18 protein-coding genes and 1 pseudogene are annotated in these 23,515 nt (G+C 42.4%); 15 read left to right on the plus strand and 4 right to left on the minus strand.

The window, feature by feature from the left end; all coding sequences use genetic code 11:
• Positions 1-97: 97 nt before the first annotated feature.
• From FNW02_RS22055 to FNW02_RS22070, 4 genes are all read left to right on the plus strand, one after another.
• Positions 98-3,457 carry a phycobilisome rod-core linker polypeptide gene (locus tag FNW02_RS22055; protein WP_191759635.1) on the plus strand — a complete coding sequence of 1,120 codons (3,360 nt, stop codon included), beginning with the start codon at positions 98-100 and terminating at the stop codon, positions 3,455-3,457.
• Positions 3,458-3,835: 378 nt separating this feature from the next.
• Positions 3,836-4,321: an allophycocyanin subunit alpha gene (gene apcA, locus FNW02_RS22060; protein ID WP_191759636.1), complete on the plus strand. Its 486-nt coding sequence runs from the start codon at positions 3,836-3,838 to the stop codon at positions 4,319-4,321.
• A gap of 67 nt (positions 4,322-4,388) precedes the next feature.
• Complete coding sequence (apcB, locus tag FNW02_RS22065) at positions 4,389-4,874, plus strand: allophycocyanin subunit beta (protein WP_162399879.1); 486 nt, start codon at positions 4,389-4,391, stop codon at positions 4,872-4,874.
• Positions 4,875-5,104: 230 nt separating this feature from the next.
• On the plus strand, positions 5,105-5,311 hold the full coding sequence (locus FNW02_RS22070; protein ID WP_162399880.1) for a phycobilisome linker polypeptide: 207 nt from the start codon (positions 5,105-5,107) through the stop codon (positions 5,309-5,311).
• A gap of 81 nt (positions 5,312-5,392) precedes the next feature.
• On the opposite strand, the gene FNW02_RS22075 is transcribed toward FNW02_RS22070, so the two are convergent.
• Entirely contained in the window at positions 5,393-6,394 is a 1,002-nt protein-coding gene (locus FNW02_RS22075) for a hypothetical protein (protein WP_191759637.1), read from the minus strand.
• A 610-nt stretch (positions 6,395-7,004) separates the two neighbouring features.
• Between FNW02_RS22075 and FNW02_RS22080 the strand changes: the two genes are divergently transcribed.
• The 10 genes and pseudogenes from FNW02_RS22080 (at position 7,005) to FNW02_RS38865 (ending at position 19,298) form a co-directional block, all read left to right on the plus strand.
• Positions 7,005-7,775 carry a class I SAM-dependent methyltransferase gene (locus FNW02_RS22080; RefSeq protein WP_191759638.1) on the plus strand — a complete coding sequence of 257 codons (771 nt, stop codon included), beginning with the start codon at positions 7,005-7,007 and terminating at the stop codon, positions 7,773-7,775.
• Positions 7,772-8,500, plus strand: a complete 729-nt coding sequence (locus FNW02_RS22085; RefSeq protein ID WP_191759639.1) for a TenA family transcriptional regulator — start codon at positions 7,772-7,774, stop codon at positions 8,498-8,500. Before FNW02_RS22080 ends, FNW02_RS22085 begins: the two co-directional genes overlap by 4 nt.
• Positions 8,501-8,707: 207 nt before the next feature.
• Positions 8,708-9,259 (plus strand): heme NO-binding domain-containing protein, encoded by a 552-nt coding sequence (locus FNW02_RS22090; RefSeq protein ID WP_191759640.1) that lies wholly within the window; start codon positions 8,708-8,710, stop codon positions 9,257-9,259.
• Between the two features lie 10 nt (positions 9,260-9,269).
• Entirely contained in the window at positions 9,270-10,721 is a 1,452-nt protein-coding gene (locus FNW02_RS22095) for an ATP-binding protein (RefSeq protein ID WP_191759641.1), read from the plus strand.
• Positions 10,722-10,971: 250 nt separating this feature from the next.
• A complete protein-coding gene (locus FNW02_RS22100; RefSeq protein ID WP_191759642.1) occupies positions 10,972-12,174 on the plus strand; it encodes an FtsW/RodA/SpoVE family cell cycle protein in 1,203 nt (400 codons plus the stop codon).
• Positions 12,175-12,247: 73 nt separating this feature from the next.
• Positions 12,248-13,729, plus strand: a complete 1,482-nt coding sequence (locus FNW02_RS22105) for an FHA domain-containing protein (RefSeq protein ID WP_191759643.1) — start codon at positions 12,248-12,250, stop codon at positions 13,727-13,729.
• A gap of 248 nt (positions 13,730-13,977) precedes the next feature.
• Positions 13,978-15,126, plus strand: a complete 1,149-nt coding sequence (locus FNW02_RS22110; RefSeq protein WP_191759644.1) for an alanine--glyoxylate aminotransferase family protein — start codon at positions 13,978-13,980, stop codon at positions 15,124-15,126.
• Between the two features lie 1,582 nt (positions 15,127-16,708).
• Positions 16,709-18,442: an iron uptake porin gene (locus FNW02_RS22115; RefSeq protein ID WP_191759645.1), complete on the plus strand. Its 1,734-nt coding sequence runs from the start codon at positions 16,709-16,711 to the stop codon at positions 18,440-18,442.
• Positions 18,443-18,641: 199 nt separating this feature from the next.
• Positions 18,642-18,935 (plus strand): annotated as a pseudogene (locus tag FNW02_RS22120) (DUF433 domain-containing protein).
• Between the two features lie 114 nt (positions 18,936-19,049).
• On the plus strand, positions 19,050-19,298 hold the full coding sequence (locus FNW02_RS38865; RefSeq protein WP_348535431.1) for a DUF5615 family PIN-like protein: 249 nt from the start codon (positions 19,050-19,052) through the stop codon (positions 19,296-19,298).
• 577 nt (positions 19,299-19,875) lie between these two features.
• Here FNW02_RS38865 and FNW02_RS22130 read toward each other — a convergent pair.
• Both FNW02_RS22130 and FNW02_RS22135 read right to left on the minus strand, forming a co-directional pair.
• The gene (locus tag FNW02_RS22130) at positions 19,876-20,271 is read right to left on the minus strand and encodes a hypothetical protein (protein ID WP_191759646.1); all 396 of its coding nucleotides are present in this window, start codon (positions 20,269-20,271) and stop codon (positions 19,876-19,878) included.
• A gap of 126 nt (positions 20,272-20,397) precedes the next feature.
• Positions 20,398-20,751: a ribosomal eL19 family protein gene (locus FNW02_RS22135; protein WP_191759647.1), complete on the minus strand. Its 354-nt coding sequence runs from the start codon at positions 20,749-20,751 to the stop codon at positions 20,398-20,400.
• Between the two features lie 214 nt (positions 20,752-20,965).
• Here FNW02_RS22135 and FNW02_RS22140 point away from each other — a divergent pair, with 214 nt between their 5' ends.
• A complete protein-coding gene (locus FNW02_RS22140) occupies positions 20,966-22,828 on the plus strand; it encodes a sensor histidine kinase (protein ID WP_191759648.1) in 1,863 nt (620 codons plus the stop codon).
• Positions 22,829-22,926: 98 nt separating this feature from the next.
• On the opposite strand, the gene FNW02_RS22145 is transcribed toward FNW02_RS22140, so the two are convergent.
• On the minus strand, positions 22,927-23,475 hold the full coding sequence (locus FNW02_RS22145) for a 2'-5' RNA ligase family protein (RefSeq protein ID WP_191759649.1): 549 nt from the start codon (positions 23,473-23,475) through the stop codon (positions 22,927-22,929).
• Positions 23,476-23,515: the final 40 nt, after the last annotated feature.

Here is a 23,515-nt window from a genome sequence, read left to right on the forward strand (position 1 = left end):
TCTAAAGCTCTTAAGGCATAAACATACCGATGTGTCAAGCCTCAAAGCAACCCAGACTTAACACATAAATGATTATGATGGGAGTTTTACAAATCCGATGAGTGTTAAGGCGAGTGGTGGAAGCTCAGTTGCGCGTCCGCAACTATATCAAACTCTAGCTGTAGCGACAATTACCCAAGCGGAACAGCAAGACCGCTTTTTGGGAACCGGTGAACTAAATGAACTGGCAAGCTATTTTGCATCTGGTGCAAAGCGTCTAGAAATTGCCCAGACGCTCACGGAAAATTCTGAGATTATCGTATCTCGAGCTGCCAACCGGATTTTTGTCGGTGGTTCGCCAATGGCTTTTTTAGAAAAGCCGAGGGAACCAGAATTAGCGATGGCTGTAGCTAGTAGTACTAATGTTCAAGAGGGGATGAAACTGGGAAATGTCACCTACGTTGAAAGTCGTGGTGGGTTCCTAGAAAATTTACGCTCAATATTTAATTCATCCCCCAGTGGCCCGACACCTCCAGGTTTCAGACCAATCAACGTTGCTCGTTATGGCCCGAGCAACATGGCGAAGAGTTTACGGGACTTATCCTGGTTCTTGCGCTATGCTACCTATGCGATCGTTGCTGGCGACCCCAACATCATAGCGGTGAATACACGGGGTCTACGGGAAATAATTGAAAATGCCTGCTCCGGTGAAGCAACATTGGTGGCTTTGCAGGAAATCTCAGCTGCGGCACTCTCATATTTCCGCAGGGATGCTGAGGCTACAGAGATTGTGTCTCAGTACATGGATGTTTTGCTGACAGAATTCAAAGCAGCCACACCCTCAAATAAACTGCGCCAACGTCCTTCAGGTGATCAGCAAGGGTTGCAACTGCCACAAATTTATTTTAATGCGGCAGAACGGCGACCCAAGTTTGTGATGAAGCCTGGATTGTCAACTAGTGAGAAAAATGAGGTAATCAAAGCAGCATATCGTCAAATCTTTGAGCGCGACATCACCCGTGCTTATAGCTTGTCGATATCTGACCTAGAATCCAAGGTGAAAAATGGCGACATCTCGATGAAAGAGTTTGTTCGCCGTCTAGCAAAATCTCCCCTTTACCAAAAACAGTTTTACCAGCCTTTTATTAACAGCCGAGTTATCGAACTGGCTTTCCGTCACATTCTGGGACGGGGGCCAAGTAGCCGCGAAGAAGTACAAAAATACTTTGCGATTATTTCCCAAGGCGGTTTAGCAGCCTTAGTCGATGCTTTAGTAGATTCTGAAGAATACGGCGACTACTTTGGCGAAGAAACAGTACCCTACCTCCGGGGTCTGGGTCAAGAGGCACAAGAATGTCGCAACTGGGGGCCGCAACAAGACCTGTTTAACTACAGTGCGCCTTTCCGCAAAATACCTCAGTTCATCACCACATTTGCTGCTTACGAACAACCACTACCAGATCAGCATCCATACGGTTCTGGTAATGACCCCTTAGAAATTCAGTTTGGGGCAATTTTCCCGAAAGAAACTCGTAACCCCAGCACTAGTCCGGCTCCTTTTGGCAAGGATACTAAACGCATCCTGATCCATCAAGGGGCAGGCATTAACAACCAAAATAGTAATCCCAAGGCGCGAGGTGAGGCTCCCGGTACTCTTGGGCCCAAGGTGTTCAAGTTGGATCAACTTCCTGGCACCATCGGCAAAAAGGCTACCAAGGGTGCAAGTGTAAAATTCTCCGAAAGCTCAACGCAAGCAGTGATTAGAGCTGCTTACCTGCAAGTTTTCGGACGTGATGTCTACGAAGGTCAACGCCAGAAGGTATTGGAAATCAAGCTGGAAAACGGCAACATTTCCGTGCGGGAGTTTGTTCGTGCTTTGGCTAAGTCGGATATATTCCGCAACCTGTACTGGACATCACTGTATGTTTGTAAGGCGATAGAGTACATCCATCGTCGCTTATTGGGTCGTCCGACCTACGGTCGTCAAGAACTCAACAAGTACTTTGACATTGCCTCTAAAAAGGGCTTTTATGCGGTGGTTGACGCCATCATTGACAGCCTAGAGTACACTGAGGCGTTTGGTGAAGATACAGTTCCCTACGAACGGTATCTGACTCCTGGTGGTGTGGCATTACGACAGCTGCGGGTTGGCAGTATTCGCGAAGATGTTGGCGCGAAAATCCAGAAGGAAGAAACGCAGAGCTTTGTGAAACTGGGTACAGTCTCAGAAAATCGGACAGAACCAGATATTCAGTTCCGAATTAACCAAGGTGTCAGCAAGCAACGAGAACAAACAAAAATCTTCAAGTTGGTGGCGAACACCAGTGACAAAGTTGCAGTCAAAACTTTGATCAGTGCTGCGTACCGCCAGATTTTTGAGCGCGATATTGCACCATACATTGCCAAAAACGAATTCACAGCGTGGGAAAGCAAGCTAGGGAATGGCGAAATCAGTGTTAAAGAATTTATTGAAGGTTTGGGTTACTCCAACCTTTATCTCAAAGAATTCTACACACCCTACCCCAACACCAAGGTGATTGAGTTAGGAACCAAGCACTTCCTAGGACGCGCACCACTAGATCAGGCAGAAATCCGCAAGTACAACCAGATTTTGGCTACTCAAGGTATTCGTGCCTTTATCAGTGCCCTACTGAATAGTGTGGAATATAACCAGGTGTTTGGTGAAGATACGGTGCCTTACCGTCGCTTCCCGACCCTACCAGCTGCAAACTTCCCGAATACTGAGAAGCTTTACAACCAGCTAACCAAGCAAAATGATGACGTGGTTGTGCCTAGCTTTGAGCCAGTGCAATCCAGCAAAGATGCTAACACGCCGCTTTTAGCGCAGGCGATCGCAGATATAGCCGCGCAAACAAAGGCTACCGAAAACGGCAAGCCCTCGTTCACGGAACTAGGTCGTTCCTACAACAATGGTCGTAAACAGTCTACGGAAGTGGGTGTAGGTACAAGCTACCGTAAAGCACGTATTTACCGTCTGAGTAAGGGCATAAACCAAGCAGAAATGCAACAGGTAGTTAATGCCATTTACTGTCAGGTGTTGGATGTATCTAGCTCTCAAGTGCCTGATGATTTCCGTCTGGCTTACCTAGACAGCAAACTCCAAAATGGCGAAATTTCCGTGCGGGAGTTTGTGCGTGAACTAGCAAGTTCGGAAATTTATCGCCAGCGCTTTTACATGCCTTATCCCCACACCAAGGTGATTGAGTTCCTATTCCGTCACCTGTTGGGGCGCACACCCGCGACTCAAGGAGAAATTAGCCAGCACAACCAGTTGCTAGCTGATAGCGGTTTGCAAGCTACTGTAGAAGCAATAGTGGATAGCCCTGAATATTCTTGCTTCTTTGGAGAAGACGTAGTGCCTTACAACCGCTTCCCATCCTTGGCAGCAGGTAACTACCTCGGTAGTGTCCAAGCGGCTGCTGATTTGGTGAAATCGGGTCGTCAGAGCGATCGCTAAAGCACTATGTGCAGGGATTGGAGACTGGGGAAAACTTTCCTAATCCCCAATCCCTAAGTACCCAATTTCCCTTCGCAACCTTTCGTAATACTGCTTTCAGATTGCAGTGAAGACAGTAAATCTGAAAAGTAATATTACAAACTGTTAAGAGCAGTCATAAATGCTCAACAGAATGCCGGAAAATATTTTGCGGAAGGTAGCTGAGTTTAAAAGGTTGTGTACTTGTATTAACTCAAGCAAACTCGTAATCTATTAGCAATAGCAGTTATTTAACTGTTGTATCTAAAAAGACGAGACAACAGAACCTCTGTCTACCAAATTTAAAGTCGTACCAGTTTAATCAAATCCTGGTTTCATTAGTATTGGAGGAATCCATTAATGAGTATCGTCACGAAGTCCATCGTGAATGCTGATGCAGAAGCCCGCTATCTCAGCCCTGGTGAACTGGATCGGATCAAGTCCTTTGTTGCAGGTGGTGAGCGCCGTCTGCGGATTGCTCAAGTTTTGACAGAAAATCGCGAGCGGCTGGTTAAGCAAGCTGGCGACCAACTGTTCCAAAAGCGTCCTGATGTTGTTTCTCCTGGTGGTAACGCCTACGGTCAAGAATTGACCGCTACTTGTCTGCGCGACCTCGATTACTACCTCCGCCTTGTCACCTACGGTATTGTTTCTGGTGATGTCACCCCCATCGAAGAAATTGGTGTTGTGGGTGTCCGCGAAATGTACAAGTCTTTGGGAACTCCTATTGAAGGTGTTGCTGAAGGTATCCGTGGTCTGAAGAATGTATCCGCTACACTTCTGTCTGGTGAAGACGCTGCTGAAGCTAGTAACTACTTCGACTACCTAGTTGGCGCCCTACTGTAGGGTGAAGCTGTTTCCTCGGCAAGAAACAGAAGAATTGCAATACGGTTGGAAATAAGGAATTAACAACATGCAAGACGCAATTACCGCTGTCATTAACTCTTCGGACGTTCAAGGTAAATATCTTGATACATCAGCATTAGAGAAGCTAAAAGGTTACTTCTCCACTGGCGAACTGCGGGTACGTGCTGCTAGCACCATCAGCGCTAACGCTGCGGCGATCGTTAAAGAAGCTGTAGCAAAGTCTTTGCTATACTCTGACATCACCCGTCCAGGCGGCAACATGTACACCACTCGTCGCTATGCTGCTTGCATTCGCGATTTGGATTACTACCTCCGCTATGCTACCTATGCCATGTTAGCTGGCGATCCTTCCATCTTGGATGAACGCGTGCTGAATGGCTTGAAAGAAACTTACAACTCCTTGGGTGTTCCTGTCGGTGCAACCGTACAAGCTATCCAAGCAATCAAAGAAGTAACTGCCAGCTTAGTAGGTTCTGATGCCGGTAAGGAAATGGGCGTTTACTTAGACTATATCTCCTCTGGCTTGAGTTAAGAGCTAGTTAGTTTGCGCTTAAGAATTTAGGTGCGGCTTTATTAAGGTCTGGAAATCAATTGTGAGTGCTAGAACGTTTTATTGCTTATCTTGTTAAATTATCAGTGATGAGTGTTAGCGGTCTAGTATTGATGCTTGATTTCCAGCCTTGGAATAATTAATTAAAGATTTGCACTCAAGATTTTGAGATAAAAAAAGTTTCCATAAACATCACAGGAGATTCTTAGATCATGTCCCGTTTGTTTAAAATTACTGCTCTTGTTCCTAGCCAAAGCCGAATTCGTACCCAACGCGAACTACAAAATACCTACTTTACCAAGCTAGTCCCCTATGAGAACTGGTTCCGCGAACAGCAACGCATTCAAAAAGCAGGCGGAAAAATTATCAAGGTAGAACTGGCAACTGGCAAGCAAGGCGCTAATGCTGGGTTGCTGTAATAGTTTTATATCGAACATTATTGTAGGGAATTATTCAGAGGTCAATAAAGACCTCTTTTTTGTTACATGTGTTGTTGAAAGTCAAAAGTCAAACAACTTTACAAGGCGATACCCGCGAGTATAAAGCGGAACTGGAGCGCCAGTATTCTGTCTATTCTTAGTTTGTTCAACAGTTTCATCAAACACAATTAACGTTTCTTTGCCAACTTTTAGCCAGTCTTCATAGGGCACACTCATATCTTCTTCAATACCACCAATACTAGGTGTTACCATAGCCCGATAAGCTTCATTGAATTTCCTACGAAACCGAAAATCTACTGAAATTCTCAAACCTTCAGTCTTCCGTCTGATTGTTTGATGCAATCCACGAGCATCATTAAAGTACATCGTACCGTGTTGTAGTTGGGCTTCCGTGTAAGAGACGACCATTGGAATATCTCGACCTTCATCGAAGTCAGACATCACCCGCATAGCCTGTAGTTCCATCTCGCGAGGCATTTCACCCGCTTCGATGGTTATATTATCGATGTCGCCAAACAGTGGCAGAACCACCACAGTCGCATCAGCGGCAACACCTGCCCAGACATCACTATGGCATTTTGAACTAGCAAAGGGTAAACGCAACCTAGTTGCGTCAGTCTTACCATATACCATGCGGAGATTTACTGGTAAATCCACTGCATCGATTAGGTCATTTGCTCCCAGTTGGTAAAAAGCTTCAGCAACACTCTTTTGAAAGAGATTAAACGCTAAAGCGTGTTCTCGCTTGGGCATTAAAAGACCAGTACCAGTATAGTTGGGCAAAGAATTTCTTGCTTCTAGTAGTCGTTGAAGCATTTCGGCTTCTGAGAGAATGATGGGACTATTCAGACAAGCACATATATAACCAGCAGCAGCAACTCGAATTTGCTGGAATAACTCAGGCTTTAATGTGTGTTCAAACAGCAGTCGATACTGCTGCCTTGTAGCGATCCTATCAGCAAGCTCATCAAAGAGTTGATCACCTAGCTGAGAGAATGCGATCGCACGTTGATATTGTAAGCGATCGCACATTGAGGCTTCTACTAACAGTTTTTCTACCATAATTTCTCCTAAAAGTTATTCTAAATTAGCTAAGAAACTCATACATTCAAAAACAGTTCGCCTTAAAAACGAATTCTGTTATTACAAATTAACAAAGTTATTCTGTCTATAAATCGTAAAATATACTGCTCTTTGCTCTGATTTTTTTCTCAAGCAAAAGGGTTATTCTTAACATTAGTAAACTTGAGATAAAGTCAAAAATTATGAACAAAATAACAGAATATAAAACAGCTATTTTTTATGAAGCAAGAATTCATGAAGCAAAATTATATTTAGTCATTTTTATTTTAAGAAAGTAATAATATTATCAGATGCAGGTTGATTATTTCTTTGAATACCCTGCCTTTCAGATGCAAAGTAAGCAGCTAGTTAAAAATCGGTAATTTTAACATTAGCAACCAAACCAGCAAATGTTAAAACCTAAATAGTTAAACTAATTAACTTTGAAGCTGTATTTACTCTTTGTACAGTGTTTTAAATTAAGACACAAACAACTTTAATCCTGATCACCTTTGATAGCAGGGAACTTTTGCTCAAAATTTCAATGAGATTGCTATGCATCTAGAATGCTCAAGACAAATACAACTGAAATGTAAATAAATAATTAAAAATGTCAACTTTGAACCATAAAAGCTCAACTAGAAACCTATATAATCGCACAGCATCAGAGTGGATTAGAGGAGAACCTAGTTCACTCTCAGACTTTACAGCACGCCCTTTTGTACTAGAACTTTGCGAGCCTGTCGCTGGATTGCGAGTACTCGATATCGGCTGTGGTGAAGGTTATTGTAGTCGGGAGCTACGCCAACGAGGTGCTACACAAGTACATGGAATAGACCTTTCTGAAGGCATGATTGCAGCAGCAAGCTTGCAAGAAGCAGAAGATGCTTTGGGTATTAGCTATGAAGTCGGATGTGCCACCGACCTCAAGCAATTTGATAATGACGAAATTGATCTAGTTGTTGCAGTATTTCTATTTAACTATTTGACAATTGCTCAGACCCAAGAATGCATGGCAGAAGTTGCACGCGTTCTTCGTCCCGGAGGTCGATTTGTATTTAGCGTTCCCCACCCATCTTTTCCATATATGCGAGAAGCAGCATATCCGTTTTATTTTCAACTAGACGGTACAGGCTACTTCAGCAAGCGTGACCAGCAGTTTCCGGGTCGTATTTGGAAACGAGACGGTTCCTGGCTAAATGTTCAATTGATTCACAAAACTCTTGAGGATTACTTTAATGCCCTTAAAAATGCTGGCTTTAATACGATGCCAATTCTACAGGAATTGCGTGTAACACCAGAACATATCGCTATAGATGAATCATTTTTTAGCTCTTTGCTTGACCAACCCCTCCACCTAGCCATACAAGTATCACGATGACACAGATATCTTCTCCTGTTAGAAATTCTTTCCGTGAAATAACGGATAATCATCCTCTATGGAATCATGAATTCCTAACCTGCTGTCGTACTGGAAATTTATTTCTACCAGACGTACAATTACTAGCTGTTCAAATGTATAAATTCTCCAAAGAATTTAATCGTATCCTAGCTAGCATCTTGTCTTGCTGCCAAGACGAAAGCACTCAGTTAGTCATTTTGGAGAACCTATTTGACGAAATGGGACAAGGAGACGTAAATCAGTCCCATCCAGAATTATTTCGTCGGTTTACCCGCGCACTTGGTATTGACGATAAAACTTTGGCAGCACTACCCACTGCACCTGAAACTCTTGCCTTAGTTGAGACTTACTTAAGGATTCCACACCAGTACGGGTATTTAGCTGCATTGGGAGCTGTCTGTTATGCTTCCGAAGGTATTGTTAGCTCCTTGTATACGCAACTATACAAAGGAATTGTAGGTGCTGCTCCCTTGCCCAAAGAATCCTTAATCTTTTTTGAAGTTCACATTGATGTGGATGATAGTCATGCAGCAAAGTTAGCAGCCGTAATTGAACCTCGTATTAGCACAAGCGAAGAGGATATTAAAGTAAAGCTAGCTATTGTTGAAGCGATGGATGCCCGTGTCCAATTCTTTAATGGAATTCAGCGTCAAATCTCTAAATATAGCTTGTCTCCTAATTCATCGCTTCTTGTGAGTGCGTAGTACAAATACGGATGCAAATATGCTAACTTGTAGCACTAAAATACAGAGATATTTTCTTACTTTTTCCAGTTTTTAAAGCTTTCAATACGGTAGACCAAGATTTAACTACAGAAAAGCTGGTAATTTAATTAACCTCTTTAGGGTATTAGCTGTTAAATCTTGGTCAAATTCACAAAACAAAATTAGGTGCAGCAGAAGGAGGTTTCCATGTACGGATTAGTGAACAAGGCGATTCAAGACATGGTGTGCAGTCGCTTTGGCGAAGAGATTTGGAAAGACATTAAGCAGAAAGCAGAGGTAAACGTAGATGTCTTCCTCAGTATGGAAGGCTATCCTGATAACATCACCCACAGGCTAGTAAAAGCTGCTAGTGTCGTTTTGGGTTTATCTTCCACAGAGATTATGCAAGCCTTTGGAGAATTCTGGGTTCAGTACACAGCCCAAGAAGGCTACGGCGAAATGATGGATATGAGTGGAGATACGCTGCCTGAGTTTTTAGAAAACCTCGACAATCTTCATGCTCGTGTGGGAGTCAGTTTTCCCAAACTTAAGCCCCCATCATTTGAGTGTACTGATATGGAGGACAATTCTCTGAACTTACACTATCGCTCTAGTAGAGAAGGGCTGACACCAATGATTCTTGGTCTGGTTAAAGGATTGGGAACAAGGTTTGATACAGAAGTCCATGTTACCCAAACCCAAAGTCGGGATGAGGGTGCTGAACATGATGAGTTTTTAGTGCTTTATAAACCAAATTGAGCGCAGCAGCATGGCTCCTCCTCACCTTACTCTTTCGCCAGAGTTGCTGGCGAAAGCTTTTCCTTTCCACTTTGCATTTAACCGTAATCGGGAAATTGTACAAACTGGTGATGTTTTAGGACGCATTAGTCCTGAACCACTAGTTGGTAGACTAATTGAGCAGCATTTCCAGATCAATCGTCCAAAAATTATAGTCGATTTTGATGCTATTAATAAACAGTCCCGTGCTCTGTTCATATTGGAGTTTCTACACAACGGAATGCAGCTAAAGGGTCAGATAATGTATCTGCCAGAGATGGATGTAACATTTTTTTTGGGTTCTCCCTGGATTACAGATACGAATAGCCTCGCTCCTTTTGGTATCAAACTCAAAGACTTTGCGATTCACGACCCAATTGTAGATTTCCTTTTTCTACTGCAAGCTCAGAATACCGCTTTGACTGATGCCAAAAAATTAACAAAGGAACTGAAACAGCAAAGGTCACAACTACAGAGTGCGCTACAAATCAAAGAAAATCTAGCAGAAATTGCTGAGGCACAGTCTAAAAAATTAGAAAAGTCTCTCAGGGAACTACAGCAAACTCAAGCCCAATTAGTCCAAGCTGAGAAAATGTCTAGTTTAGGGCAATTAGTTGCGGGAGTTGCTCACGAAATTAACAACCCTGTTAACTTTATTTACGGTAATTTAAAATATGCAAAAGATTATACGCAATGTCTGCTGAAGCTTGTGCATCTTTACCAGAAGTTTTATGCCAATCCTGTGTCAGAAATTCAAGACTGTATCGAAGCAATTGATTTAAATTTTTTATTAGATGATTTACCTAAAATCCTACATTCAATGCAAGTAGGAGCCGAGCGTATCGCTGAAATTGTGTTGTCCCTTCGGAACTTCTCTCGTCTTGATGAAGCGGAGATGAAAAGAGTTGATATCCACCAAGGACTGGATAGTACTTTGTTGATTTTACAGAATCGCTTCAAGGATAGCGTTGAGCATCCTGGCATTAAAATAGTTAAAAACTATGGAAATTTGCCTTTAGTATATTGCTACGCTGGGCAATTAAATCAAGTATTTATGAATATTATTAGTAATGCCATTGATGCACTCGACAACTATAACAGTCAACGGGCGATCACAGAAATTCACGCTGAACCTAATACAATTACAATTACTACAGAAGTTATAGAAACAAAGTGTGTTGTTATCCGAATTGCTGACAATGGTTCAGGAATGACACAATCAGTTAAGGAACGGCTATTCGATCCATTTTTCACAACTAAGCCCGTAGGTAAGGGTACAGGATTAGGTTTATCAATTAGCTATCAGATTGTAGTTGAAAAACACGGTGGAACACTCAGATGTATATCAGAACCCGGACAGGGAACTGAGTTTTGGGTTGAAATTCCTCTATTGATGGATAACCAAGCAGAGAATTGCGTGAAATCATTGAGTTTTATTAAATAAATATTTTTAGAATCAGGTTTAATTATCAGAACATAACATCTACAAGATACCTTCAGACAGGAAGTATAGACCGCAGTAGCTAAAACTCTGGGAGAACAACTAGCTACCTCGGCTATACAAATGGAGTCCGCGCTAGCAAAATTGATCGCATCCTTTTTCAATGTCAGGTAAGCGGTGCATCATATTATGAGTTATTATTTATGAGTTTTATTCCTAACTCATAATTTCTAACTTTTTACCTGTACTGATCGTGAATCTACGTAGCCTGATTCCAATTTTTGGTAATTCCGTCTCCGTCTGGGCATTAGAAGCGCGGTTGTTGCGCTGGTTAACATTGATTTGGCTGTTTGTCGGCTTAATCATGCTATTTTCAGCATCTTATCCCGTCGCTGACGCCCGTCATGATGATGGATTGTACTACTTCAAGCGTCAAGTCATTTGGGTCTTAGTTTCCTTAATTGGATTCAACATTATTGTTAATCTGCCGTTACACAAAATTTTGGGATCATCCCATTGGTTTTTGATGCTGTTTTTAGCATTAATTTTCGTCACATTGATACCAGGATTGGGAAAGAAAGCTTTTGATGCGGCCCGTTGGATAGCCATTGGCCCAGTTCCTATCCAACCTTCAGAATTGATTAAACCCTTTTTAGTGCTGCAAAGCGCACGCCTGTTTGGTCAGTGGGAACGAATAAGTTGGCGAGTTCGCTTTACTTGGCTCATTATTTTTGGTTTTGTACTTTTAGGAATTCTTGCCCAGCCTAACTTGAGTACAACAGCACTTTGCGGCATGACTATTTGGCTAATTGCCCTAGCAGCTGGATTGCCTTACAAGTACTTAGGAGGAACGGCAATCGGTGGAGTAATGTTAGCAATCCTCAGTATTAGTATTAAAGAGTATCAGCGTAAGCGGGTGATGTCATTCCTTAATCCTTGGGCGGACGCTACAGGGGATGGCTACCAGTTAGTGCAAAGTTTGCTAGCGGTAGGCTCTGGTAGGACTTGGGGATCTGGATATGGGCTTTCTCAACAAAAGCTGTTTTATTTACCAATTCAGGATACTGATTTTATTTTTGCCGTATTCGCTGAAGAGTTTGGCTTTGTTGGCAGTATGGTGTTGTTAACACTTTTAGCTTTATTCGCCACTCTGGGATTAATTGTGGCACTAAAGGCTAAAAATCCAGTGCATCAACTAGTAGCGATCGGTGTAACAATTTTGATGGTAGGACAATCATTGCTTCATATTGGTGTTGCCACAGGTTCTCTACCAACTACGGGCTTACCTTTGCCTATGTTTAGTTATGGTGGTAATTCTATGATTGCCAGCTTGATAGCCGCTGGATTGCTGATTCGGGTAGCACGCGAGAGTAGTGAGGCTGAGGTAGTACCGTTACGAAGACCCTTGTTTGAAAATGGGCGCAGGCGTCGGATGTTTCAGAAAACCAAGAATTGAACTAGTAGGATTCTAATATTGCCACCCATCAGCGCTGGGTGGACGAAATCAATAAAATTAACCAAAAATTAATATGAAAGTAAAAGTTAGCTATTCACCAACTGTAAGTGAAGTAAATGAAGTTGACCTGGTTTTAGATACAACAAAGGAAGAGTGGGTAATAGGTCGTGCTCCTGATTCTGATGTAATCTTGGACAGTCCTGATGTCAGTCGGCTACATGGCAAGTTCTTGCTTAAAGGTGGAAGTTACTACTTTTTTGACCTTGGTAGTAGAAATGGCTCAATAGTTAATGGAGAACAGGCAGAAGAAGATCAACCATACATTTTGAAGGATGGAGATATTATCCAGATCGGAGATTATGTTCTGATAGTGGAAGCAGTCAATCTTTTGTCTGAGCAATTACCTGAGACAATATCTAGAACTATAGATCCTTCTTTATTTTCTAGTTTACAAATGACTGAAAATGTTAACAGGTCTAATATTACTAATCTAATAACAGAAGAAGTTAGTCATAACTCTGCTGGAGAGTTGAGTCAAACTACAGGTGAATTAGAAACCTCGGAAATGGTCAATACTGCTCAACCAGAAATTAGCGAAAGCTCAAAAGTTACTTTTACTCAGCCTGATGATATTATGTCTGTGTTTGAGGCAATAATCACCTCTGATGACATAATTCAACCGCCAGAGAGGGGAAGCGAAGTTGCAGAAGAAATCAGCATAGATGTTGATGAAATAGAAGCTCTGGAAGCTATCAACAATGAACTTCTAGTTTTTGAGATAGCACTTGCAGAAGAAGCTAATTTCGGACGGTCAGGTGATATGTTTAGCCAGGAATCTGATGAGGAAAGTACGGTTGTAGAAATTATTAGCGCTGAAGCTACAGATTTAGGTACATCTGAGACAGTAAGTCAATCTCAAGTACTTATACGCAATGATACTATTAAAGCTCAACCTGAAGTTGTGGAAGTGTTTAGCAATCAATATATTGATTTTAGTAGTCCAGGCACGGAAGAAGTTAGTGTAAATATTAATGACATAGATCTCAGTTCTTTTCCTACAAACGTCAGCGAAATCTTTGAATCTACTAATATTCATGTAGAGACAGCAGAAGAAACTTTGTTTGATGAGATTGCAGAAGTAGCAAATGTCAGTGACCATTCTCAAACGCTGACTCAAAGAAAAATAGTACTCATAGCTCATGAAAGTAAGAAATCGGAACTTGCGGAATTTGTTGCTCAGTATGAAGAGTTTTTCTCGCATAGCTTCACAATCACTTGGCCATCTATTAGTGAAGTTTTACATCAACAAAAGGGTATAACTATTAGTCAACAAATCTCAGCAGCAACATCTGGAGGATATTTAACAATTGCTTCATTAGTTTGCTCAGGAGATATTTTAGCAGTTATTTTCTTAAGAGATTTTCTGCAAACCCAGGCTGGTCAAGTAAATGAAGAAGCATTGCTGAGGTTATGTAATATTAATCAAGTTTTACTTGCAACGAATGTTCCAACAGCAGAAGCGATCGTGCATTATATTAAGCACATTGCACAATAGCACTAAGAAGCTTAGACAGGCAGTGGTAAGGCGATCGCAATCTTGACCGTGAAAGGCTTGTCGTTAGACATCGCATTATTTACTTTATAGAGTATACTTTGAAACTTTCCCTGCCTTCTGCTTTACTACGTTTGGTAGATGCAAGAGGCTTTGCTAGATCAGCGTATTGTTTTAATTGACTGTTAGTTTAACACCCAAGTCTGCGATCGCTCTATGATCCGGTAAGTATGATCTAACGAGGATAAATTATGACGCAGACAATCGCAATTAACGACAGTCAGCGCTTGCAACTTGCGCCTTTAGAAATACCATCCCGTTTGCTACTGGGGCCAGGGCCATCAAATGCCCATCCTACAGTACTCCAGGCGATGAATACTTCCCCTGTTGGGCATCTTGACCCAGCTTTTCTAGAACTGATGGATGAGATTCAATCCCTGCTGCGCTACGTATGGCAGACAGAAAACCCATTAACTATTGCAGTCAGCGGGACAGGAACGGCTGCAATGGAGGCAACTATTGCTAATGTTACAGAACCCGGTGATGTGGTTTTGATTGGTGTAGCTGGTTACTTCGGAAATCGTCTCGTTGATATGGCTGGGCGATATGGTGCTGATGTGCGAACTATTACAAAACCTTGGGGACAAGTCTTCACTTTGGAAGAACTCAGAACTGCTGTAGAAACTCATCGTCCAGCTATTCTAGCTCTAGTTCATGCCGAAACCTCTACAGGTGCACGTCAACCCTTGGAAGGGATAGCTGAAGTGTGCCGTGAATTTGACACTCTGCTGCTGGTGGATACTGTCACAAGCCTAGGTGGTGTCCCCTTGTTTTTAGATGCTTGGGGGGTTGACTTGGCTTATAGCTGTAGCCAAAAAGGTTTGGGTTGTCCACCCGGCGCTTCGCCTTTTACCATGAGTCCGCGTGCAGTTGAGAAATTGCAGCAGCGCCACACGAAGGTTGCAAATTGGTATTTAGATATGTCATTACTGGGCAAATATTGGGGCACTGAACGCACCTATCACCATACAGCACCCATTAACCTTTATTATGCATTGCGGGAAGCACTGCGTTTGATTGCAGAGGAAGGACTGGCAAACTGCTGGCAGCGTCATCAAAAAAACGTAGAGTATCTCTGGGAAGGGTTGGAAGACTTAGGACTGAGTTTGCACGTTGAGCAAGAGTTCCGGCTACCAACGCTTACCACTGTATGTATTCCTGCTGGAGTAGATGGTAAAGCAATTGCACGGCAGTTACTCAATGAACATAATATTGAGATTGGTGGTGGTCTTGGTGAATTAGCTGGTAAAGTCTGGCGTGTTGGACTGATGGGTTTCAACAGTCGCAAAGAAAGTGTTGACCAACTTTTAGCAGCACTGCGGCAGGTTTTACCTGAGTAATTTTGGTATGATTTGGTGCGTTACTCTGTTGTTAACGCACCTGATAAAAAGAGCGATCGCACTAGTATTGTTTGAGAATCACTGTGATAAAAAACCCACAACCAGCAAAGGCAACAGTATCAGGACAGACACAATCAAAACGAGGGTTGCCGGCTCAATTTTAATGACGTTCTTCTGTGGATCACGCATGTGGCACTTTCTCGATGAGCAATAAGTGTATTAAGTCAGCCTAAAGGATGTTTATCCATTTTTTAAAGCCCCATTAGGTTGAAAAGTGTAAATTTTTTTGCTAAGTCAAGATATTCGATTTGTATATTTTTAAACGCATGCAGATATAGGGTGTGATTAAGAATTTTGGCGTTTTGCTCTCTACACCTAATTAAAGATTTGATGCTTCAGTAGATAGTTTAAGTTATACTTTTACCTTTTAACCAAAGCTATTTTGACCTGATCGTGGATGCAGATGCCCGCATTGGTATGAGGTAGCGACATGAGCAAGTCTCAAAGGCAGAGCAAAACTTTTATCTCCAGTAAATTACTGAAATTTATTTTTGTAAGATGAACACTAATTTTACTTTGCCTCTAGTTTATACTACTGTATAAGTATCTTATTGCTTTATTTTTTGCGTATTTTTACTGGGAAAACAATAAACTTATCTTTCTCAATCTTACGCAATGAGTAGAGTTATACAGGTTGTTATATTAGCTTGCGAGATTTTCTACATGTCCAGGCTATCAAGCTTTCTAAGCTTATTGAGTTAAGCGATCGCTTACAAACAAAGCCTTGTAGTTAATACGGATAAGATAGATAAATATTTAACCAGACTAACTATCTTAGACAAGTAATGACGAATGTATCTATAGCAGTTAGAGTGTAGTCTCAAAGAGAATAGAGATTACAAAATAGGAAAAGAGCTTAAGTTGTAAGACTTTCAGCTTTTCATAGCAAGCTAGAGTTCAGTAGTTCACTGAGTTAACCGTAGTAGTCCAGCTACGGTTTTTTCATGTTATGAGAGTATCAGGCTAAGTATAGCCTAATACGTAATATGGTTCAGTTAACGTAGCTGTCACTCTAAGAGAATGTTTGAAAAGTGTCTTGAGTTTTGCAGTTGAATCTAGCTCTAGATCAAGTTGGCAAATAAAGGTATAAGAAAGCGATCGCTACTACTCCTGTTGCTTGCTTTACAGTCTTTTGGATCAAAAAGATTTTACGGCTTGGAAGCTGAGTTTTTTCATGCAAAACAAAACTCCTCTAGAATTGTCGATGATGTCATTAACTAACTGCATGAATATCTAAAAATTCGACCTATTCTGGTTGAAATTTGCTAGTTTTACAAAAACCAAAGGAAGCTACCCTAATTTAGGGTCAATAATTCAGAAGTTAAAAACTAGAAAAGAGACTAACTAGCGAAACACAAGCAAAAACCTCCGGTTCGCAAACAAGCTCTCGGCAAGACTTTACATCAAAGGTGGTCTAGTGTACTATATTGCAAATTACATTTCCAAGAGAGCAATAACTGCTCATTTTTTTTCCTTGAAGGTAATAATTCTCGGACTTTATTTAGGAAAGTAAAATAAAGAAATGTCTGATCTATTGTGGAAAACTCTGGCTCTAAGTCCAGTAGTTTTAGGAGTGACGGTGTTGGTTTCCGCTAAGGCAATGGCTGCTAAAGTACTAAGCCCTTCTAACAATACAAAGGTAGAAGTTGGTCGAGTAAATGCACCCATAGCTTCTCAAGCTTCTACATTCATCCAAACAGAGCAACTAAAAGTTAATCAGCAGTTGGTTGCTCAAGCAAAGACTGATGAAAACAACGTTTTAGAACAAGTTAACAAATACAGCAGTGAAGCCAATAACCAAAATTCACTGTCTCAAGTTACATCAGTTTCTCAGTTTTCGGACGTACAGCCAACTGATTGGGCATTCCAAGCATTGCAATCCCTAGTTGAACGCTACGGCTGTATTGCAGGATATCCAAATGGCACGTACCGTGGCAACCGAGCACTGACCCGTTATGAGTTTGCCGCAGGTTTAAATGCTTGTTTAGATCGGGTTAATGAACTGATTGCTACTGCAACTGCTGATTTAGTGACCAAGCAGGATTTGGCAACTCTGCAACGTTTGCAAGAAGAATTCTCAGCAGAATTAGCAACTCTGCGTGGTCGAGTCGATTCTTTAGAAGCACGTACTGCTGAACTAGAAGCAAATCAGTTTTCTACTACAACTAAGCTGGTTGGTGAAGCTATTTTCGCTGTTACTGACAACTTTGGCAGCGGCGATGATAACAACACTGTTTTTCAAAATAGGGTGCGTTTAGACCTGCAATCCAGCTTCACTGGTAGAGATACCCTGCACACTCGGATTGCTGCTGGTAATGCAAATCCTTTAGCTTTACCAGGTGGTACAGCCGAAGGTCTGCAAACCTTTAACCTTTCCCCCAGTCTTGACAATAGTGCTTTTATAGACTGGTTGTCTTACTACTTCCCCATCGGCAACTCCCAAGTATACCTTGCTGCTACTGGGGGTATTCATAGCGATTACGTTCCGACTGTCAACCCATACTTTGAGGATTTTGATGGTGGTAACGGGGCTTTGTCTACCTTTGCTTCTGAAAGCCCAATCTATCGGATTGGTGGCGGTGCTGGTGTCGGCTTTAACTTAGCCTTTGGTGGTGGTGGTACTTTCAAACCTTCATTAACCTTCGGTTACTTGGCATCTGAAGCGAATAATCCTAGCCCTGGTTCAGGTTTATTTGAGGGTAACTATGCTGCTTTAGGACAGTTAAATCTGAATGTTGGCGATCGCTTGACCTTAGCAGCAACCTACGTTCACGGTTATCATGGTGCAGGCACTCCTCTATTCAACGCAGGCGGAGCTAGTCCTGTAGTCGGTACTTCACAAGCCAACTTTGTCGCCGGTAATGTCGGTGGCAATCCTTATGTCAGTAATTCTTTCGGTTTAGAGGCAGCTTTCAAACCTAGTGAAAAACTGTCAATTAGTGGCTTTGTACTTTACAGTGACATCACAGGCTTTGGTGCTGATGATAACGGTGAAGTTTGGAGCTATGGACTTGGGGTAGCCCTACCCGACTTCGGTAAGAGAGGCAACGTCTTAGGCATCTTCGCAGGCGTCCAACCATACTTAGGCAGTGTTGATAGCGATAAACCATACCACTTTGAAGGATTCTATAAGTATCGCGTCACCGACAACATCTCTATTACCCCAGGGGTGATTTGGTTGACAAATCCTGGTCAAAGTACTGCTAACGGCGACGATGCGATCATCGGAACGTTGAGAACTACTTTTAACTTCTAATTGAGGATTGGGGACTGGGGACTGAAGAGGCAGAGGGGCAGAGGTGCGGAGGGGCAGAGGGGAAAGCCTTACTGCAACTTACCATCTACTCCTCTGCTCCCTTTCCCCAATGCCTTATGCCCCATGCCCCGCTTTCAATGAAATCGCAATGCTACGCTAGAAAGTAATAGTTAGTGCGAGACATTTGGGAGAATAAGTTTTGGCAACTATTACCGATATCGGCACACTGATTAACCATAATCCTGAAATACACGGCGGTTGTCCAATTATTACTGGTACAGGAGTGACAGTACGCCGCATAGCCATCTAGTACAAACAAGGTTACAGTGCAGAAGAAATTGCAGAGCAAATTAGTCATCTGACCTTGGCACAAGTTTACGCAGCTTTAGCTTATTATCATGCTAACCGCGACGAAATTGATGCTGACATTGCAGTAGAAGAGGCGGAAGCTAACAGATTAGAGACACTGCATAAAACTGAAAAGCTTTCATAAGCCGAATTCGATTGTACATGGATGAGGATTCTACCGCACACGCTTTGGTTGTGGCTTTACAAAATCGTGGTGTAGATATGATCTACCAGTCTAAGTCTGAATAGACTTGGATATATCGATGAAGAACAGCTTAGATGGTCAACGAAACAAGGTTTTGTTTTATATAGTTCTAATATTAGAGATTTCTACCGTTTGCACACTGATTTTTTGAGCAAAGAACAATCTCATGCAGGAATGATTTTGGTACAGCAGCGTTACTCAGTAGGGAAACTAATGCGCGGTATTTTGAGACGAATTGCAGCTAGGTCAGCAGAAGAAATGCACAATCAAGTAGAATTTCTAAGTACTTGGATTGATAAATAAGTTGTTAAGGTGCGATCGCTCTTTACTATCTCGCTACATTTGGAAAAAAGAATTGCGATCGCTTTTCGCCCATAATATACAGCAGAATTTAGGAGACAGGAGACAGGAGACAGGAGACAGGAGACAGTAGTCAAAATCCTCCGCTCCCATGCCCTTTCATCTCCCCCTGCTCCCCCTACTTTTCTGCTTCCCTAATACTCAGAACTTACGCACTCAGATCCCCCAACCCCCTTCAAAAAGGGGCTTTATAAATTCCCCCCTTTTGAAGGGGAGCCAGCGCGGTCTTCTCCCAAAGGGAGAGGCTAGCGCCAAGGGGGTTTCCACGCCACTCCCCACAACGGATAGCGCAGCGTCAAGCCTTCTCTTCGTTCGCGTAGCGTGTCGTAGACAGAGGCTTCGCCTTAAGCGAAGCCATGCCGTAAAGCCTGCGGCATGGCTTCTCTACTTTGAGGCTGCGCCAACGCTTAGAGCGAGTCATTGAGCGTCGGGAACCTCCGCCTTGGGGTGGCTCCCCATGAGCGACTGGCGTGGGCTAGGGGGGATCTAGGTTTCAGCCTTCAGTGCGTAAGTCCTAATACTAAGCAATTTTAGGATTCTCATCTGATGCTTCTGCAATAGCATTTTTCAAACGGCTCGACCTGATTTTGCGGATGCGATCGCTTGTGCGAACACCACCCGCCATCTCATATTCGTGGCTGTTTTTACCGTACTTGATAGCAACCACCATCAGCATCTTCTCAGCAAGACTGCTCAAGTTTTTTTCCATCTCTTCAATTTCAGCTTTAGAAGAGTCAACCACAGATAGAGCAGTATTATAAATATCAATTTTGGTACGTAACTGCTCAATTGACTCAATCAATTTTTCCAGACTGTATTCCTCATCAAATTTGATGTTTGGAACAATTGATTTTAGTCCAGCACATCTTAATTGAGCTTTTTCTAGAACGCGGGATGTACGTTTTGGACGAGACATAAATTTATTCTTTTAAAATACTTCTAGAGCTAGCTTGCCTTGCTTAAACCGTATTCCGGTTCAGGGTAATTCACAATTTTTTCTAATAAATTTTTCAGGTGATACCAGTAATTTTTCGGTATTTAATCACAAAAATTTTAAGGGAACCGCTGCCATAAGTTGTGGAACCGTTACCCTAAGTCGGGGAATCGCTGCCATAAATTTGGGAACCGTTACCCTAAGTCGGGGAATCGCTGCCATAAATTTGGGAACCGCTGCCATAAGTTGTGGAACCGTTACCCTAAGTCGGGGAATCGCTGCCATAAATTTGGGAACCGCTGCCATAAGTTGGGGAACTGCTCCCATAAATTTGGGAACCGCTGCCATAAGTTGTGGAACCGTTACCCTAAGTCGGGGAACCGTTACCGAAAGATGCCAGCCTGAAAACTGATACCATTTTGAAAAAAACGCGACAGATAGACCACTGTAGAGACGTTGCATTGCAACGTCTCTATAAAAGTTAAAAATTTAAGAATAATAATTTTTAATTACCCGAAGGGGTTGACTTTCTTAATTACGAATTACGTAGCTTGCTTCTCACGCCAGGCGCGAGTATTACGAATTACCGTCACCATGCATAATAATATAGTTAGACCGGTGAGGAAACTGGGAATCCTAGACCTATGCAGGCTCCTGTATAGATCCGCAAAGTTTTATGATGCAGCAGAGTTTAGGACAACGGTTATCTAGCCTCAGAGTTGGGCAAAAAATCGGTTTAGGATACACTCTTGCTTTAGGCATTGCTGTGTCTGGAACAATTGCTAGTTTTAGAGTTGGGCATTATTATCAGCAACAAGGTCAAAAACGAGAAGAACACGCACGCAACGAAATAGAGCTTCTGCATCGTTTGCAATCTCGTGTTCTCCAAACCCGCACTCACCAACAACAACTTATCCCTCTGGCGCAATACCCAGAAAAATTTCAGGATGAATATGCTCATTTACTGAAGCATCAAGCTGAAATTCAAGAAATTTGGACTGAACTTAAAGCATTTGTGGCATCTCCGATCCTACAAGATCATGTGCATCAAGCAACGATTCTAGCTTTCTTGCAAACTTATGACCGTGTGCCACAACTCTACTCACAGGAATTAAAACGCCGAGTTGAACGAATTCGTAATCTGAATCTTGCATTACCCACTGATGTTGAGCAAGCCCAAAGGCTAATGTTGGAATTTACCAATAGCGATTTGGCGCTTAAATTTGATGGCATATCAGATGATCTGGTGGTTTCAATTAATCAAGCCTATCGAGAACTTGAGTCAGCGGAAGAATCACAGCAACAAGCGAACAAAGTTGTTGAGAAAATTGTGGTGGCGAGTATTGGATTTTCTGTTGTGATCGCGATTATTTTAGCAATGTTGACCAGTCGAGCGATCGCTCAACCCATTAAAGTTCTGACCAGCGTTGCGCGACGCTCCACTGAAGAGTCTAATTTTGAGTTACAAGCAACTGTTAAGCAAGATGATGAGATTGGAACGCTTGCCAATGCCTTTAACCAATTAATTCGCGCTGTTCAACAACTCTTACAGGAACAGAAAACAGCCAACGAACAACTGGAAACCTACAGCCAAACGCTTGAATCTAAAGTTGAGGAAAGAACCCAAGAACTCAACGATAAAAATACGCGGTTGCACCAACTCTTAGAAGAACTGCAACGCACTCAAGTTCAGATGGTACAAAGCGAAAAGATGTCTGCTTTGGGGGAAATGGTGGCAGGTGTGGCACACGAAATCAACAATCCGGTCAACTTCATCCACGGCAATTTGACCCATGTGCAGGAATACGCCCACAGTTTATTAGGTTTTGTGCAACTCTACCAAAAGTACTATCCCGACCCAGCACCCGAAATCCAAGCTGAGGCGGAAGAACTTGATATGGAGTTTATCCAAACCGATCTACCCAAAATGCTGGATTCCATGAAAATGGGCACTGATCGCATTCGCCAGATTGTTTTGTCACTCCGCAACTTTTCACGAATGGATGAAGCCGACTTCAAAGCCGTTGATATTCATGAGGGCATTGATAGTACATTGTTGATTTTGCAACATCGCTTGAAAGATAAACCAGAGCGTCCAGCGATTCAAGTCATTCGTGATTATGGTAGTCTACCGCCAGTAGAATGCTATCCTGGTCAAATTAATCAGGCGTTTATGAACATCCTGGCAAATGCCATTGATGCCCTGGAAGAAGCCAACATCAAACGAACCTATCAGGAGATTCAGGAAAATCCCAGCCAAATTACCATTCGGACTTTCATGATTGATTCAAAGTGGATAAAAATTGCAATTTCTGATAATGGAATAGGGATGCCTGAATCTGTTCAGAAACGCATCTTTGATCCATTCTTCACCACGAAATCTGTCGGTAAGGGTACAGGCATGGGTATGCCGATTACCTATCAGATTGTTACTGAGAAACATGGCGGTAAGTTAAATTGTTTCTCAATTCCTGGCAAAGGAACCGAGTTTATCATTCAAATTCCTGTCCAGCAGCAAGTCTGTGATGGGGTCGAATAGATAGTTATTTGAAAATTGCTGTATTGTTTTATTGCGATCGCAAAAGAAAAAACACATTATTTCGTAGAGACGTTGCAATGCAACGTCTCTACAGATCATTAGTTGCCAGCCAAAAAACCAAACTCTGATTTAATATTCCAACGCTTACCGTTGTGAAGCAGCAACGTTAAATTGTTAGCCGTAAATGCAAAATGCAACTGACGCTGTTTAAATTCTGGCCAAGCTGCTCTAAAGTTCTGCTTTGTCAAGTCCCGAAACGCAACCGTCATGTGGGGAGCAAAAGGACGGGTTTTAGAAACTTCGTCAACAATTCCTAGGTTGCTTTCTGCATAAGCCATCAAATCAGCTTGCAAGGTCAAAAGTGCTTGACTTTTGTCTACATTAATGTATATAACGCGAGGTGCAAAAGCACTAAACCCATTGAGTGTAACTGGTACTGATTTTTGTTCACTAGCAAACTCCCTCAGTGATGCTTCTAACAGTGGCAAGTTATCATCTGCCCATTCAAAAGGTGGTTGCAGGGTAATATGAGGCGGAGATTTTTGTGCGCCACGACTGGCATACTGATCAGCAAAGTACTGCTTAATTTGGTTGGCGTAATCCTGAATATCCTGCGGCGGTAGGAGGGCGATAAAAAAACGGCTCATATTTGAAGGCAGGGGAGCGGAGGGGCAGGGGGGGCAGGGG

Origin of the sequence: Komarekiella delphini-convector SJRDD-AB1 (assembly GCF_014831675.1) — a bacterium.
Taxonomy (GTDB): domain Bacteria; phylum Cyanobacteriota; class Cyanobacteriia; order Cyanobacteriales; family Nostocaceae; genus Komarekiella.